This window comes from Mesorhizobium sp. P2_C5_2 (genome assembly GCF_056404535.1).
The window spans coordinates 747,936-763,145 of sequence record NZ_JBFUDV010000005.1 but is presented as its reverse complement, the minus strand read 5'-3'; the positions used below and the strand labels follow the sequence as shown (position 1 = coordinate 763,145).

The window sequence follows — 15,210 nt, the reverse complement described above, 5'->3', positions numbered from 1 at the left end:
ATGGCTAACGCGTTGCTTGATTACCTGGGAAAGCCGGCGTCATCCCTTTTGACGTCGCCGCGGTTTGAATCCTGGAAATTCAGACGAACTGTTACCGATGATCTTTCGGAAATCCGCATAAACTACGAATCTGCGCGTAACAAATTTTCCTTCATCTGCGATAGCGATGAAAAGATAGACACCATATTCATAGAAGCCGACAATTTGGATCGAGACCTCTTGGGTATTCCCTTTTCATCCAGTCGCGGCGACGTGCTGAAAATGTTCGGCGTACCCTCAAAAAGCGGCTCCGCACGGAAAGATCCCTATTTAGGTGAGTTTGGCCCTTGGGACCGCTTCGACGAGCCGCATCATTTGATACATGTCTCATATCACCCTCATGCGGATCGCATAAAAAGGGTGTCGCTAGCACGCGCCGACGCCGTGCCGTGAATGTTCGGGCATTGCCCATACGTGAAGGGCAGACCCGGGGAACCCATCATGATAGTGCAATTCCACGGCCTGACCTTCGATCTGCCTGCCGGATGGGAAGACATAACTGACGACCTCCCCGACGGCTCACCGCCTACCTGAGCTAAGGTATCAGGTGTCGGCGCTTTCCAGTTCTCTATTGCGAAATATCGTAGTGGGGAAAGGCCAAACGCAGATTTCGACGTTCTCAGATCGTTTATGATTGAGTTTTGTCAAAACAACTTCATAGAAATCGAGCATATTTTTACCCGAAAATTTCGCGATATAATGTGTGTTGGTGTCGCATCAAGGACTGCGGGTGAAACCTTGTATGCCTGGTATTTATCGAATGGAAACGACTTTGCCTTCCTGACGTACCTCGGCCCAGGTGATGAAGACGATCATGTCGATAAAGAACTAGATGAGACGACAGAAATCATTTCGTCGATATCATTCGGATAGGATCAGAAACTACAGGCGTCTACCGGTGCCGACCCTCAAAACCCCGCCTGATCCCTGAACAGCTCCGCATTGTCGAGCTTCGACACCTCGATCACCGCTTGCGTGCGGCTATACACGTTGAGCTTGCGCAGGATCTCCGAGACATGCGCCTTGACCGTGGTCTCGCCGACCTGCAGCTCATAGGCGATCTGTTTGTTGAGCAGCCCCTGGCGCAGCATCTGCAGCACGCGCAGCTGCTGCGGCGTAAGCTTGGCCAGACGCTGCACCATGTCGGCGCGGTCGGCGCTGTCGGCGTCGGGCGGCTGGCCTTCATAGGTTTCGGGCACATAGATCGCGCCTTCCATCACCGAGCGTATGGCGGCGGCGAGATCGCTCTTGCGCGCTGATTTCGGAATGAAGCCCGCAGCACCGTAGGACAGCGCCTCGGAAATGATTTTCGGCTCCTCATAGCCCGACACGACGACCACAGGCAGCCGCGGATGGCGGGTCCTGAGCTGCAGCAGCCCGTCAAAGCCATGGACATCGGGCATGTTGAGATCGAGCAGCGCCAGGTCGAACGGTTTTATCCCACCCAGCAGATCGAGCGCTTCGGCGATCGAGCGCGCCTCCACCGTGTCGACTTCCGGGTAAGCCATTTGCACGGCGCTGTGCAGCGCTTCGCGAAACAACGGGTGGTCGTCGATGATCAGGAATCGGGCGCGATCGTTGATTGCGGTCATGGGGTTCGTTTCAGTCCTCCCTGGGCACGATACTCCCGCTGGTATGGTCAGCTTATTGGCAAATAGTCTATCGCCATCTTAAGCCGGAGGCCGAGCCGGGCTTTTGCGAACGCTCACGCCTTGCCCGGCGGTTCAAATCGGTCAAATGTGCCAGCAGTTGAAGAAGAAAGACCGCGCATGACAGAGTTCGTCCTTCCCCTGCCCGCAACCCCGTCGGTCGCCATAGAAGGTTCGCCGGACCGTTTTGCGGTGCGCCGCATCTTCTGCGTCGGCCGCAACTACGCCGCCCACGCCCGCGAACTCGGCAATGACGAGCGCGACCCGCCCTTCTTCTTCACCAAGCCGGCCGATGCGGTGGTCGATAGCGGCACCACGATCCCCTACCCGCCGCTGACCAAGAACCTGCATCACGAGATCGAGCTGGTCGCGGCCATCGGCAAGGCCGGCTTCCGCATTCCACGCGCAGAGGCGCTCGACCATGTCTGGGGTTACGGCGTCGGCATCGACCTCACCCGCCGCGACCTGCAGGACGAGGCCAAGAAGGCGGCACGGCCTTGGGACTGGTCGAAGGCCTTCGACCGTTCGGCGCCCTGCGGCCCTCTGGTCCCTGCGGCAAAATCCGGCCACCCGCAAAAGAGCCGCATCTGGCTCGCCGTCGACGGCACGGTGAAACAGGATGGCGATCTCGCCGAGCTGATCTGGCCGATCGCCGATATCGTTTCGATCTGCAGCGAGTCGGTTGCACTACAACCGGGCGACCTGATCTTTACCGGCACGCCGGCCGGCGTCGGCGCGGTGGCGTCCGGCCAGACGATGACCGGCGGCGTCGACGGCATCGGCACGATCGAACTGACCGTCGGTCAACCCAGTTGAGGACGTGATGAGCGACCTCGTCCTCCATAACTACTACCGCTCGTCCACCTCCTACCGCGCACGCATCGCGCTGGAGATGAAGGGGCTGACCTACGAGTACGTGCCGCATCATCTGCGTCATGGCGACCATCTGGAGCCCGCCTACCGCGCGGTCAATCCGCAAGCGCTGGTGCCGGCGCTGATTCTGAGCGACGGCACGCTTTTGACGCAGTCGCTGGCGATCATCGAATATCTCGACGAGACCCATCCCGAACCGCCGCTGCTGCCCAGGGATGCGCTCGGCCGTGCACGGGTGCGAATGCTGGCGCAGATGATCGCCTGCGACATCCACCCGGTGAACAATCTGCGCGTGCTGACCTCGCTGCGCACTTTGTTCGGCGCCGGCGACCAGGACGTCGTCAACTGGTTCCGCCACTGGGTGAACGAAGGCTTTCAGCCACTTGAAAAGATTCTGGCTTCATCGGACGAGACGGCCACATTCTGCCATGGCGACGCGCCCGGATTGGCCGACATCTGCCTCGTCGCCCAGATCGCCAGCAACGCCCGCTTCGGCGTCGACCTGACGCCCTACCCCACGATATCGCGCATCCACGCCGCCTGCATGGCGCTGCCGGCCTTCCGCAAGGCGGCGCCCGAGAATCAGATAGATGCGGAATAGGCGCACACTGCCGGAGCAGAGCATGGAGACTTGCCGATGAAAGCCGTCGTCTTCGAAAAATTCGGCGAAGCGCCGACGATCCAGACCGTGCCGGATCCGAAACCGGCCGCCGATGGTGTCGTCATCAAGGTCGAGGCGACAGGGCTCTGCCGCAGCGACTGGCATGGCTGGATGGGTCATGATGACGGCATCACGCTGCCGCATGTGCCGGGTCACGAGCTGGCCGGCATCGTCGTCGCCGCCGGCAAGCGGGTGACCCGCTGGAAAGCGGGCGAACGCGTCACCGTGCCGTTCTGCGTCGGCTGCGGCCGCTGTTTCGAATGCAATTCGGGCAACCACCAGGTCTGCGAGCACCAGACGCAGCCGGGCTTCACCGCCTGGGGCTCCTTTGCCGAATATGTCGCCATCGAGCATGCCGACACCAATCTCGTGCGCCTGCCCGACGAGATGGAATTCGCCACCGCCGCCAGCCTCGGCTGCCGCTTCGTCACCTCGTTTCGCGCCATCGTCGACCAAGGCCGGGTGACGCCGGGCGAATGGGTGGCGGTGCATGGCTGCGGCGGCGTCGGCCTGTCGGCGATCATGATCGCCAGCTCCATGGGCGCCAATGTCATCGCCATCGATCTCACCGACGAGAAGCTGGAGTTTGCCAAAAAGATCGGCGCGGTGGCGACCATCAATGCGTCCACGACGCCGAATGTGGTCAAGGCGGTCAAGCAGATCACCAATGGCGGCGTGCACATGTCGATGGACGCGCTCGGCCATCCCACGACATCGTTCAATTCGATTGCAAACCTGCGCCGGCGCGGCCGCCACGTGCAGGTCGGCCTGATGCTGGGCGAACACGCCCGCCCGCAAGTGCCGATGGACAAGGTGATCGCCTTCGAACTCGAAATCCTCGGCAGCCACGGCATGCAGGCCTACCGCTACCCCGCAATGATGGAGATGATCCGCACCGGCAAGCTCAAGCCCGAACTGCTGGTCGGCAAGAAGATCAGCCTCGACGAAGCGCCGGCCGCCCTGATGGCGATGGGCGGTTTTGAAGGCATCGGCATTGGCGTGGTGACGAAGTTCTAGGGACAGGGCCGCCCTCCGCCACCAAAACTACCGCGCAAACTTCTTTGCCCCGAACACGCACGCCACCACCCCGAGGGTGACGACGACCATGAGCGGGCTGACCTGCTCGTGCAACAGCGTCGCCGCCAGCGCGAGGCCGAAGAAGGGCTGCAGCAACTGCAACTGCCCGACGGCGGCGATGCCGCCTTGCGCGAGGCCGCGATACCAGAAGACGAAGCCGATCAGCATGCTGAACAGCGAGACATAGGCGAGACCGATCCAGGCGCCGGAGCCGACGGCGGCAAAGGACGGCGGCAGCGTCGCAAACGTCAGCACCAGCATGATCGGCAATGAGATCGCCAGCGCCCAGCAGATCACTTGCCAGCCGCCCAGCCTGCGCGACAGAGCGGCTCCCTCCGCATAGCCCAGGCCGCAGACGATGATGGCGGCCAGCATTAGGCCATCGCCCACCGGTGACGCGGTCACGCCTTGGGAGAAGGCAAAGCCCGCAACCAGCGCACTACCGATGCAGGAGAACAGCCAGAAGGCCGGGCGCGGACGCTCGCCACCGCGCAGCACGCCGAAGATCGCGGTGGCCAGCGGCAGCAGGCCGACGAAGATGATGGAATGGGCGGAGGTGACGTGCTTCAGCGCGAGCGCCGTCAGCAAAGGAAAGCCGACAACCACGCCAAGGGCGACGATCACCAGCGACAGGAAATCGCTACGCTCCGGGCGTTTCTGCCGGAACAGGACGAGCATTGCCAGCCCGAGCAGACCGGCAATCGCCGCGCGGGCCGAGGTCAGGAATGTCGGATCGAAATCCGCCACCGCCACACGCGTCGCCGGCAGCGAACCGCTGAAGATCAGCACGCCGACGAATCCGTTCACCCAGCCACTCGCGGTCTTGTCCATTCCAGGCTCCATTGCTTTCGCCCTCTATCGCGCCTGAGGGTATGGAATTGCCAGAGACAATGCGGTACAATTTTGCAGAACTGTAATGGCCGATTGAGCAATACAGATGGCTGATCTCTTTCTGGAAACCGACGGCGCAAAGACGCTGGTCGCTACCACGCTTGTCGAAACTGTCATGGCGACCATCCGTCAGCGGATTGCAGCGCGCAGCCTGACGCCGGGAGCGCGCCTGCCCTCGATCCGCGCTTTCGCCAAAGCCATGCAGGTATCCAAATCCACCGTGGTCGAGGCCTATGAGCGGCTTGCCGCCGAAGGCGCTATCCGCTCCCGGCCGGGTTCGGGCTTCTATGCCGCCGGTTCGCTGGCACCGTTGTCGCTGGCCGAGATCGGCCCGCGGCTCGACCGCGCCATCGATCCGCTATGGGTCTCGCGCCAGTCGCTGGAAGCCGGCGGCGAGATGCTGAAACCTGGCTGCGGCTGGATGCCGGCCTCGTGGATGCCGCAGTTCGCCTTGCGCCGGGCGCTGCGCACGGTGGCGCGCGCCGACGATGTCGACCTCGCCGATTACGGCACGCCGCTCGGCCTGCCGCCGCTGCGGCAATTGCTGGCGCGGCGCATGGAAGGGCACGGCATCGAAGTTTCGCCCGAACAGATCATGCTGACGGAATCGGGCACACAGGCCATCGATCTCCTGTGCCGGTTCCTCATCGAACCCGGCGACACCGTACTGGTCGACGACCCCTGCTACTTCAATTTTCACGCGCTGCTGCGCGCCCACCGCGCCAAGGTGGTCAGCGTTCCCTACACGCCATCGGGACCGGACATCGAGTTGTTCGCGCAGGCGCTGGCCGAGCACAAGCCACGCCTCTACATCACCAATTCCGCCATTCACAACCCGACCGGCGCGATCCTGTCGCCGGTCACCGCGCATCGGCTGCTGAAACTCGCCGACCAGTCGGACCTGACCATCGTCGAGGACGACATCTTTGCCGACTTCGAACATACGCCCGCGCCCCGGCTGGCGGCGTTCGATGGCCTCAACCGCGTCGTCCATATCGGCAGCTTCTCCAAGACGCTGTCGGCCTCGGTGCGTTGCGGCTTCATCGCCGCACCGCGCGGCTGGATCGAGCAGCTCACCGACCTCAAGATCGCCACCACCTTCGGCGGCGGCCGGCTGGCGGCCGAACTGGTGCTGGCGCTGCTCAAGGACGGCAGCTACCGCAAGCACATGGATCTGCTGCGGGCGCGGCTTTCCCGCGCCATGGGCGAGACGAGCGCGCGCCTGAAAGCGATCGGCATCACGCCCTGGATCGACCAGCCCGCCGGACTGTTCCTGTGGTGCAGCCTGCCCGATGGTGTGGATGCAGCCGACATCGCCCGCCGTGCACTGGCCGACAACATTGTGCTGGCGCCCGGCAACGCATTCAGCCTGTCGGGAACTGCCAGCCGCTTCCTGCGCTTCAACGTTGCCCAGTGCGGAGACGAGCGGATTTTCAGGGTACTTGAGACCGCGATGGCGCGTTGATCTCTGAGCGAGAGGCCGCACAGACCTCGCGCACGCAATCGCGCAGCCAGCGTTGCGCCGGTTCGGCGTCAAGCCGTGGATGCCACAGCATCGAGATGGTGACCTCGACGGTGGCGACCGGCAGCGGAAAGCTGACCATGCCGGCGCGTGCGCCTTGCGTATGCCGTTCCGGCACGCTGGCGATCAGATCGGAGGCACGTGCCATGGCAAGGGCGGCCGAGAAGCCGGAAACCATACACACGACCGTCCGCTGCAGGCCGAACCCGCTCAACGCCTCGTCGATCGGCCCTCGCTCGCGACCACGCCTGGAAACGCTGATGTGGCGGCCGGCCGCATAGCGTTCCGTCGTTACCGCGCCTTCGCTTAGGGGATGGCCCGCTCGCACGGCGCCAACGAAGTGGTCGCGAAACAGCGCCTGGATGCGGACCTCCGGTCCCGTCTCACCGGCAACGCCGATTTCCAGGTCGATCGCCGCGTCACGCAGCGCCATCGCATCCTTGCCGGATTTGGGCGCAAAGCGCAGCCGCACGCCAGGTGCCTCGGCTCCGACACGGGCGACGAGACGCGGTCCAAATTCCTCGACGAAGCCTTCATTGGTGCGCAGCGTGAAAATCTGGTCCAGCTTCGCGAGATCGAGAAGCCTGGCAGGGCGCAGCAACACCTCCGCCTCCTGGACGACGCGGCCGGTGTGCTGCCGCAATTCCTGCGCGCGCGGGGTCGGAACCAGGCCACGGCCGGCACGAACCAGCAACGGATCGCCGGTCGCCTGGCGCAGCCGCGCCAACGTCCGGCTCATCGCCGACGGGCTGAGCCGCAGCCGACTGGCGGCGCGCGCCACGCTGCCTTCGGCGAGCAGAACGTCGAGCGCGAACAGCAGATTGAGATCGGGCGATGTCATTGTCTAGCTATAACATGGCATGGCGTTTCATGCATGAATAAGATGCAAATGCTGCGCCTTCCGCTATGCCACTTTAGAAATTAGATCTCCGACAGGTCCGTTTCCCGGACCAGGAAGAAGGAGATCACTATGGCAATTGCTGAGCAGACTGGAAACCAACGCGCATCAGCGCCACGACAGGCCCAGTCCGCTGTCCTGGCATTGGCAAGCCTGTCGTTCGCCACGCTGCTGTCGTCGCTCGGAACCAGCATTGCCAGCGTCGGGCTGCCGTCGCTGATGCAGGCCTTCGGCGCGTCGTTCCAGTCGGTGCAATGGGTGGTTCTCGCCTATCTGCTGGCCATCACCGCCCTGATCGTCAGCGCTGGACGGCTGGCTGACATGTTCGGCCGCCGGCCTTTGCTGCTCGGCGGCATCGCGTTGTTCACACTGGCTTCGGTGCTCTGCGGGCTGGCGCCGACGCTGTGGCTGCTGATCGCGGCGCGCGCCGTGCAAGGGCTCGGGGCGGCACTGATGATGGCGCTAACGCTGGCCTTTGTCGCGGAGACCGTGGCCAAGGAGAGAACCGGCAGCGCCATGGGCCTGCTCGGCGCCATGTCGGCGATCGGCACGACGCTCGGCCCCTCGCTTGGCGGCTTTCTCATCGCCGGCTTCGGCTGGCGGGCGATCTTCCTCGTCAATGTCCCGCTCGGCATCGTGACCTTTGCGCTCGCCTGGCTGGCCCTGCCCGCCCGCGGCACGTCTGCGGCGACAACTCAAGGCAGGTTCGACGCGGTCGGCACTGCCCTGCTCGCCTTGACGCTCGCCGCCTACGCGCTGGCCATGACGCTCGGCCGCGGCCATTTCGGCGCCCTCAACATCGGCCTGCTGATCGCCGCCGGCATCGGCATCGTTCTGTTTGGCGTTGCGCAGAAGAGGACGAAAAATCCCTTGATCCGGCTTGCCCGGTTGTACGACTTCCGGCTCAGCGCCAGCCTGGCCATGAGCCTCGCCGTCGCCACCGTCATGATGGCGACCCTTGTCGTCGCGCCGTTCTATCTGTCGCGCGGGCTTGGGCTCAATGCCGCGATGGTTGGCTTGGTGCTATCGACAGGTCCGCTGGTCTCGGCACTCTCGGCGCTGATTGCAGGACGCTTCACCGATCACTTCGGCACGCACAGGATGATGATAGCCGGACTGTTCGGCCTTGCCACCGGCACCTTGCTTTTGTCGCTCGCCATGACAGAACTCGGCATCGCCAGCTATGTCGTGCCAATCACCGTCACCTGCTTCGGCTACGCGCTGTTCCAGACATCCAACAATGCGGCGGTCATGACCGGAGTCGGCGCCGGTGAGCGCGGCGTCGTGTCCGGCTTGCTCAATCTGTCGCGCAATCTCGGCCTGATCACCGGGGCATCGCTGATGGGCGCCATCTTTGCGGCCGCTTCGGCGGGAGGACAGGAAAGTCAGGATGTACTGCCATCAGTGGCAGCCGCCCACGGAATGCACGTGACCTTTCAGGCAGCGACGGTTCTGGCAGTGGCTGCACTGTTGCTGGCTCTGCTCTCGGCCCGCGCTGACGGTCGGTCATCGTCGCGGCAACAGTCATCATGATCTAAGGTAGGGAGTTTACGCGCCTGCCCGCTTGCGGCGCTCATAGAGCATGACCAGCGTTTCGGCAGTCAGGGCCGGCCTCTGCTCGCCCTCGATCTCGACCGTGTTGGCGGCCTTCATCAGATACTGGCCCGGCCCCCTGTCTTCCACCGACAACAGCGTGGTGCGCAGCCTGATGCGTGCGCCCACCCTGACCGGCGCCAGGAAACGCACCTTGTCGAAGCCGTAGTTGAAGGCGGCTTGGGTGTTTTCGGGCACGATGCCCAGATCGAGCGCCAAGGCGCCGATGATCGACAGCGTGAGATAGCCATGCGCAATCGTGGTGCGAAACGGGCTCTGCCGCTTCGCGCGCTCCGGATCGACATGAATCCACTGATGGTCGCCCGTGCATTCGGCAAACTGGTTGATGCGGTTCTGGTCGACGGTCGTCCATTCCGACACGCCGAGCTCCTGCCCGGCCATCGCCTTCAGCTGCTCGAAGGTCGGCGGCGTCTTCGGCCGTATTTCCGTCATTCCTGCTTTCCCGATGGCTCCAAAATGCCTCGGACCACGAACCGACAGCCTCTGTCAATTCGCCTGTTGCGATTCTGTTCCAGCATTTTCGGCCAAACGGCGCCCCTCGTCCACGGTCATGCGCCGCAAGCGGCCCGTCGCAGCCGCAGCCGGCAGGCTGCGCTTAAGAATCACTTCTTGTCATAGCCGGAGCGGATTTCCTCCATCGCTTCCTTGATGCGCTCGCGCAGGATTTCGACGGATTCGGTGCCGGATTTCTTGACCAACTCGGCCACTTCGCTGGCATTTTTCAGGGCGGCTTCGAAGGATTTCTTGGCGAACTCGGCCTGCTTGGACATCAGTTCCTGCGGATTGCCCGGAGCCTTGTAGCTCTGCGCCATGTCGCTGACTTCACGCAGCGTGTCCTGCAGCATCTCGCGCTGCCTGGACAGAAGCGATGTCGCGCCGGCAGCTCCCGCCCGCGCCGATTTTTCCAACGCCTCGAGGTTCTTGCGGTGATGCGCAAGGATCGCCTCGACATTCGGCACCTTCAGGTCACGGCCGAACTTGCTGAACATATCCATGAACGAATCGGAGTCGGGTTGTTTGGCCATTGCTCGTTTGCTCCCCAGTTTACTGCAAATGCTGAACCCTAGGCTGGACAATAGCACTCGCGCGCCGCGTGTCCATTCGCTCCGCAACGCAATTTAGTCGCGAATGCAGCGTCAGCCGGTAAGCAGCAGCCGCTCGCCCAAGTAGAGCGCGACGCCGGCAAGGCCACCGATGATCATGCCGTTGAAGCGGATATATTGCAGGTCCCTGCCGATGTTCATCTCGATCAGCCTGGTCAGCTGGGCAAGGTCCCAGCGCTTGACCTGGTCGGCGATGAACGTCGACACGCCGCTCTTCTGACTCTCCACGAACGAGCTAAGCGCCACGACAAAGCCTTGGTTCATGTCGGCCCTGATCTGCGGATCGCCGGCGAGATGGCGGCCGACCTCGACGAACATGTTGGCGAGATGCTCGCGAACGATCGAATTCTCCGCCCTGGCGTCCTGTTCGATGAACACGCTGAGGCTCTGCCACATGTCACCGGCCAGCGCCTTGACCTCCGGCCGCGCCAGGAAATCGCGCTTCAGCTTCTCGGCCCGCTTGGCGTATTGCTTCGAGGTCCTGAGCCGCTCGATGAAGCTATGCGCGAAACGGTCGAATTCGGCGCGCATCGGGTGATCGGGATCGGCCCGGACCTCATCGAGCAGCGAGCCGGCGGAAGCGACGATTTTCTTCAACAGATACGCGTCGGCGCGGAACAGGTTGAACAGCGACGGCAATTCCTCGCGGATTTTTTCGCGCATGGTCGCCAGCGCTTCCTCGTCGTTGAGGAAGCGGCCGATCACGCGGGTAAACTCGTCGAACAGTTTCTGGTGGCGACGGTCGTCGGTCAGCGCCGACAGCAGCTCGGCCGCCAGCGGCGCCAGCGGCACCTTGTCGATCTGCTCCAGCATGCGGCTGGTGACGAAGCCGCGCAGGCCGGATTGCTCGATTGCCGCAAGCGTCTGCGGCACCAGCCGCACGACGAAGCGCGACAGGCCGGCGGCGCGCTCGGCGTCGGCCAGCCAGTCGGCGACGAGCGCCGCAAAATCGACATCGGCGAGCTTTTCGCGCACCGGCTCTGGCGCCAGGAAATTGACCTCGATGAAGCGGCCGAGATTGTCGGCGATGCGGTTCTGGTTCGCCGGGATGATCGCGGTGTGCGGGATCGGCAGGCCGAGCGGTCGCTTGAACAGCGCCACCACCGCATACCAGTCGGCCAGCCCGCCGATCGTCGCCGCCTCGGCGAAGGCCGCCACGAAACCAAGCCACGGATAGGTGCTCTCAAACGACTTGGCCATGGCAAAGACCACGACGCAAAGCACCAGCGCAGCCGTGGCGAGCAACTTTGTCCGACGCAGCGCCGAAAGCTTGGCACCCGCCTCGCTGTCAAAAGCCGAGGGCGCCACGGACGAAACCGATTGAGACATGGATGAGGCGCTCCTGGTCGATCTCTATCTGGTCTGGGCTATTTAGGGAGTGTTTCGGCCCGTGGCATGATCGGATAGGCCGATTTCGCCCGGGACTTGCCGATTTCGCACGCAAAGTTGACAAGAATATTCATCTATCATGCAATCCCAGTCTGGAATTGTTCCAAGGTATAGGCCATATTCCGGCCAGGCCAGTGCGGGCGAATCCGAAGTTCCAGATGAGGAGCCGCGCCGGCACGAATCTAAAATCTGGTGCGGTTGCAACGCGCCAGCACTTGGGTGAGGAATGAAATGCGGTTAACGCGCCAGACCAACTACGCCATGCGCATCCTGATGTATTGCGCGGCCAACACCGAACGGCTGAGCCGCATCCCGGAGATCGCGGCCGCTTATTCGGTGTCGGAACTTTTCCTGTTCAAGATCCTGCAGCCGCTGGTCGAGCATGGTCTGGTCGAGACGGTGCGCGGCAGGAATGGCGGCGTCAGACTTGGCCGTCCCGCCGAGCAGATCAACCTGTTCGATGTCGTGCGGGTGACCGAAGAGAGCTTCGCCATGGCCGAATGCTTCGAGAACGACGCCGCCGAATGTCCGCTGGTCGACAGCTGTGCGCTCAACTCGGCGCTGCGCGAGGCGCTGAACGCCTTTTTTGCCGTGCTCTCCCGCTACACGATTGCCGATATGGTGGCAGCGCGCCCGAATGTCCGCCATTTGCTCGGCATCGACATGCTGGAACGCCGCGCGCCGGCGGCCTAGGCTTTTACGCGGCCGACTGCGGTAGCACAAAGGGCACGTTTCCGGTCGGCAATGCGCCGACCTTGAGCCGGCAGTCAAAGACCTTTTCGATCAGATCGTCGCTCAGCACCTCTTGCGGTGAGCCGTTGGCGGCGAGCCGGCCGCGATGCATGACGAAAATCCGGTCGGCATACATGGCCGTCAGGTTGAGGTCGTGCAGGATGGCGATCACGCCGCCGCCGCGCCGGGCGAAATCTCGGGCGATGTTCATGATGATCAGCTGGTGCTTGATGTCGAGGCTGGAAACGGGCTCGTCGAGGAACAGATAGCGCGGCTTGCCGTCGAGCACCGGCGCCCAGACCTGGCACAGCACCCGCGCCAGTTGCACGCGCTGTTGTTCGCCGCCCGAAAGCTCCTGATAGAAACGGCCGGCAAAGCCGTCGAGGTCGACGCGCGCCAGCGCTCGCTCGGGCAGCCTCTCGTCTTCGCCCGGCAGCACGCCGGAACGGCCGCCGACAAGGCCGAGCCTGACCACCTCGCGCACAGTGAAGGGAAAGGACAGCGTCGTCGCCTGTGGCAGCACGGCGCGCGCTGTCGCGGCCTCCACCGGCTTCATCGCGGAGAGGTCGCGGCCGTTGACGGCAACCGTTCCCGTAAACGACAGATCGCCCGACAAGGCCTTGAGAAAGGTCGTCTTACCCGAGCCGTTGGGCCCGACAATGGCGGCGATTTCGCCTGGCCGCGCGGCAAAATCGACATTGGCGACAATACGCTTGCCGCCGATCGCCACCGAGACATCGCGTGCTTCGATCATGCCCGCCTCACAGGTTTCAAATCACAAGTCGACTACGCCGCGCTTGCGCAGCAGGATCCAGAGGAAGAACGGCGCGCCGGCGATCGCGGTGACGATGCCGATCGGCAGTTCGGCTGGCGCCACGATGACGCGGGCGACAGCATCGGCCAGAAGCAGCATCGAGGCGCCGAGCAGCGCCGATGCTGGTAAGAGATAGCGATTGTCCGGACCGATCAGCAGCCGCAGCAGATGCGGCACGACGATGCCGACGAAGCCGATGCCGCCGCTGACCGCGACCGAGGCGCCGACCGCCGCGGAGACGCCGACGATGGCGGTGTATTTCAGCCGCTGCACCGGAATGCCGAGATGGCCGGCGGTCGCCTCACCCAGCGCCAGCGCATTGAGCCCGCGAGCCATGAACGGCATTGCCGCCAGCGCCAAAACGATGATCGGGCCGACGGAAGCGATCTTCGGCCAGGTGGCGCCGCCGAGCGAGCCCAGCTGCCAAAAGGTCAGGTCGCGCAATTGTCGGTCATCGGCCATGAAGATCAGGATGCCGGTGAGCGCCATGGCAAGGGCGGCCAGTGCAATGCCGGCAAGCAGCATGGTGGCGACCGAGGTGCGCCCCTGCCGCGTGGCGACGCGGTAGAGCACCAGCGTCACCGCAAGGCCGCCGCAAAAGGCGGCGAGCGGCAAGGCCAAACTGCCGAGCGCCAAAGTGAGCGGCGCCAGCCATGTCGTGCCGAGCACGATGACGGCAACTGCGCCGAGGCTCGATCCGGCGGAAACGCCGATCAGGCCGGGATCGGCGAGCGGGTTGCGAAACAGGCCCTGCATCACCGCGCCGGATACGGCCAGCGCCGCGCCTATCAGCACACCGAGCAGGACGCGCGGCATGCGGATGTCGTAGACGATCAGCCGGTCGCGGGCGCCAAGTGCGGTATCTCTAGGCACGGCGCCGGTCAGCCAATTACGAATGACACCGACGGCCGATGCATCGGAGGCGCCCGACGTTAATGACAGGAACATGGAAAGCGCAAGCACCACGCACAGAAGCAAAATAACCAGGCGCGCACGCCCCGAACGATCGCCTTCGGCCGCCACTTTGCCCGCCGCGCCGGTGATCGACTGATCCACCATCGGCTCAGTCCGTGACCTGGCTGCCATAGAGCGAGACGGCGAGATCGTGGATGGCGTTGGCCGTGCGCGGCCCGAAGCCGAGGAGGTAGCTGCCATCCATCAGGATCAGTTTGCGGCCTTCGCCGGCCGGCGTCGAGGTGATCGACGGGATAGCGAACAGCTCGGCCTCCGCAATCGGCGGGCCGGCATTCTTCATCGCCAGGATCACATCCGGCCTGGCGGTGACGATGGCCTCGTCGGACATCGGCTTGTAGCCGGAAAAACCCTCGACCGCGTTGACCGCACCGGCGAGCTTGATGATGCCGTCGCCGGCCGTGTCGCTGCCGGCGGCCAGGATCTTGCCGCCCTGGATCGACAGCACAAACAGGATGCGCTTGCGCTCCTTGATCGACGCCGTCTGCTTCTCGGCCGCCTTCAGCTTGGCATCGGTCTCGGCCACAAGCTTCTCGGCCTTGGCGTCGACGCCGAGCGCCTTGCCGACGATGCGGATCTTTTCCAGGATGCCGTCATGGCTGTAGTGCTCGGGCACATCGATGAACGGAACGCTCGACTTTTTCAGCACATCGACCGCTTCCTTCGGGCCGCTGCCATGCAGCGCCAGAATGCCCGACGGGTTGACCGACAAGACACCTTCCGGCGACAGCTGGCGCATATAGCCGACATCGGGCAGTGCGACCGCTGCTGCGGGGTAGCGGCTGGTCGAATCGCGGGCGACGAGGTGGCCCTCTTCGCCGAGCGCATAGACGATCTCGGTGATCGAGCCGCCGATCGCCGCGATCCGCGACGTGTCGGCAAACACGGCCACGTTTTCGCTGGCCGGCGCCGGCGCCGCAAGAAACAGCGACAGGCCCATGGCCGCTGCAAGCGTCCTGAACAGTGAAATCATCGT

The 15,210-nt window shown here is 63.6% G+C and carries 16 protein-coding genes; 7 read left to right on the top strand and 9 right to left on the bottom strand.

Going from position 1 to position 15,210, the window contains the following annotated elements:
- Positions 1-432, top strand: coding sequence for a hypothetical protein (locus AC1D1B_RS22145; RefSeq protein ID WP_477334524.1), 432 nt, complete (start codon positions 1-3; stop codon positions 430-432).
- Positions 433-947: 515 nt separating this feature from the next.
- On the opposite strand, the gene AC1D1B_RS22140 is transcribed toward AC1D1B_RS22145, so the two are convergent.
- A complete protein-coding gene (locus AC1D1B_RS22140; RefSeq protein ID WP_023672627.1) occupies positions 948-1,631 on the bottom strand; it encodes a response regulator in 684 nt (227 codons plus the stop codon).
- Between the two features lie 177 nt (positions 1,632-1,808).
- On the opposite strand from AC1D1B_RS22140, the gene AC1D1B_RS22135 reads away from it, so the two are divergent.
- From AC1D1B_RS22135 to AC1D1B_RS22125, 3 genes are read left to right on the top strand one after another with little or no spacing between them, the layout of a single operon-like run.
- Positions 1,809-2,504, top strand: a complete 696-nt coding sequence (locus AC1D1B_RS22135) for a fumarylacetoacetate hydrolase family protein (RefSeq protein WP_477334523.1) — start codon at positions 1,809-1,811, stop codon at positions 2,502-2,504.
- A gap of 7 nt (positions 2,505-2,511) precedes the next feature.
- The gene (gene maiA / locus AC1D1B_RS22130; RefSeq protein ID WP_477334522.1) at positions 2,512-3,162 is read left to right on the top strand and encodes a maleylacetoacetate isomerase; all 651 of its coding nucleotides are present in this window, start codon (positions 2,512-2,514) and stop codon (positions 3,160-3,162) included.
- Positions 3,163-3,198: 36 nt separating this feature from the next.
- Complete coding sequence (locus tag AC1D1B_RS22125) at positions 3,199-4,239, top strand: zinc-dependent alcohol dehydrogenase family protein (protein ID WP_477334521.1); 1,041 nt, start codon at positions 3,199-3,201, stop codon at positions 4,237-4,239.
- Between the two features lie 27 nt (positions 4,240-4,266).
- On the opposite strand, the gene AC1D1B_RS22120 is transcribed toward AC1D1B_RS22125, so the two are convergent.
- Complete coding sequence (locus AC1D1B_RS22120; RefSeq protein ID WP_477334520.1) at positions 4,267-5,130, bottom strand: DMT family transporter; 864 nt, start codon at positions 5,128-5,130, stop codon at positions 4,267-4,269.
- Positions 5,131-5,236: 106 nt separating this feature from the next.
- Between AC1D1B_RS22120 and AC1D1B_RS22115 the strand changes: the two genes are divergently transcribed.
- Positions 5,237-6,655: an aminotransferase-like domain-containing protein gene (locus tag AC1D1B_RS22115; RefSeq protein WP_477334519.1), complete on the top strand. Its 1,419-nt coding sequence runs from the start codon at positions 5,237-5,239 to the stop codon at positions 6,653-6,655.
- On the opposite strand, the gene AC1D1B_RS22110 is transcribed toward AC1D1B_RS22115, so the two are convergent.
- Positions 6,624-7,553, bottom strand: coding sequence for a LysR family transcriptional regulator (locus AC1D1B_RS22110; RefSeq protein WP_477334518.1), 930 nt, complete (start codon positions 7,551-7,553; stop codon positions 6,624-6,626). The genes AC1D1B_RS22115 and AC1D1B_RS22110 overlap by 32 nt on opposite strands.
- Positions 7,554-7,682: 129 nt before the next feature.
- Here AC1D1B_RS22110 and AC1D1B_RS22105 point away from each other — a divergent pair, with 129 nt between their 5' ends.
- Positions 7,683-9,143: an MFS transporter gene (locus tag AC1D1B_RS22105; RefSeq protein WP_477334517.1), complete on the top strand. Its 1,461-nt coding sequence runs from the start codon at positions 7,683-7,685 to the stop codon at positions 9,141-9,143.
- 15 nt (positions 9,144-9,158) lie between these two features.
- On the opposite strand, the gene AC1D1B_RS22100 is transcribed toward AC1D1B_RS22105, so the two are convergent.
- From AC1D1B_RS22100 to AC1D1B_RS22090, 3 genes are all read right to left on the bottom strand, one after another.
- Entirely contained in the window at positions 9,159-9,656 is a 498-nt protein-coding gene (locus tag AC1D1B_RS22100; RefSeq protein ID WP_477334516.1) for a MaoC family dehydratase, read from the bottom strand.
- A 170-nt stretch (positions 9,657-9,826) separates the two neighbouring features.
- Positions 9,827-10,249: a phasin family protein gene (locus AC1D1B_RS22095; protein WP_477334515.1), complete on the bottom strand. Its 423-nt coding sequence runs from the start codon at positions 10,247-10,249 to the stop codon at positions 9,827-9,829.
- Between the two features lie 111 nt (positions 10,250-10,360).
- The gene (locus AC1D1B_RS22090) at positions 10,361-11,656 is read right to left on the bottom strand and encodes a DUF445 domain-containing protein (RefSeq protein WP_477334514.1); all 1,296 of its coding nucleotides are present in this window, start codon (positions 11,654-11,656) and stop codon (positions 10,361-10,363) included.
- Positions 11,657-11,947: 291 nt separating this feature from the next.
- On the opposite strand from AC1D1B_RS22090, the gene rirA reads away from it, so the two are divergent.
- Complete coding sequence (gene rirA, locus AC1D1B_RS22085) at positions 11,948-12,409, top strand: iron-responsive transcriptional regulator RirA (RefSeq protein WP_142865126.1); 462 nt, start codon at positions 11,948-11,950, stop codon at positions 12,407-12,409.
- A gap of 4 nt (positions 12,410-12,413) precedes the next feature.
- Here rirA and AC1D1B_RS22080 read toward each other — a convergent pair whose 3' ends face one another.
- Genes AC1D1B_RS22080 through AC1D1B_RS22070 form a run of 3 tightly spaced genes read right to left on the bottom strand, consistent with a single transcriptional unit; the run spans position 12,414 to position 15,207 of the window.
- Positions 12,414-13,202 (bottom strand): heme ABC transporter ATP-binding protein, encoded by a 789-nt coding sequence (locus tag AC1D1B_RS22080; RefSeq protein WP_477334513.1) that lies wholly within the window; start codon positions 13,200-13,202, stop codon positions 12,414-12,416.
- A 21-nt stretch (positions 13,203-13,223) separates the two neighbouring features.
- The gene (locus AC1D1B_RS22075; protein WP_477334512.1) at positions 13,224-14,321 is read right to left on the bottom strand and encodes a FecCD family ABC transporter permease; all 1,098 of its coding nucleotides are present in this window, start codon (positions 14,319-14,321) and stop codon (positions 13,224-13,226) included.
- 4 nt (positions 14,322-14,325) lie between these two features.
- Positions 14,326-15,207, bottom strand: coding sequence for a heme/hemin ABC transporter substrate-binding protein (locus AC1D1B_RS22070; RefSeq protein ID WP_477334511.1), 882 nt, complete (start codon positions 15,205-15,207; stop codon positions 14,326-14,328).
- Positions 15,208-15,210: the final 3 nt, after the last annotated feature.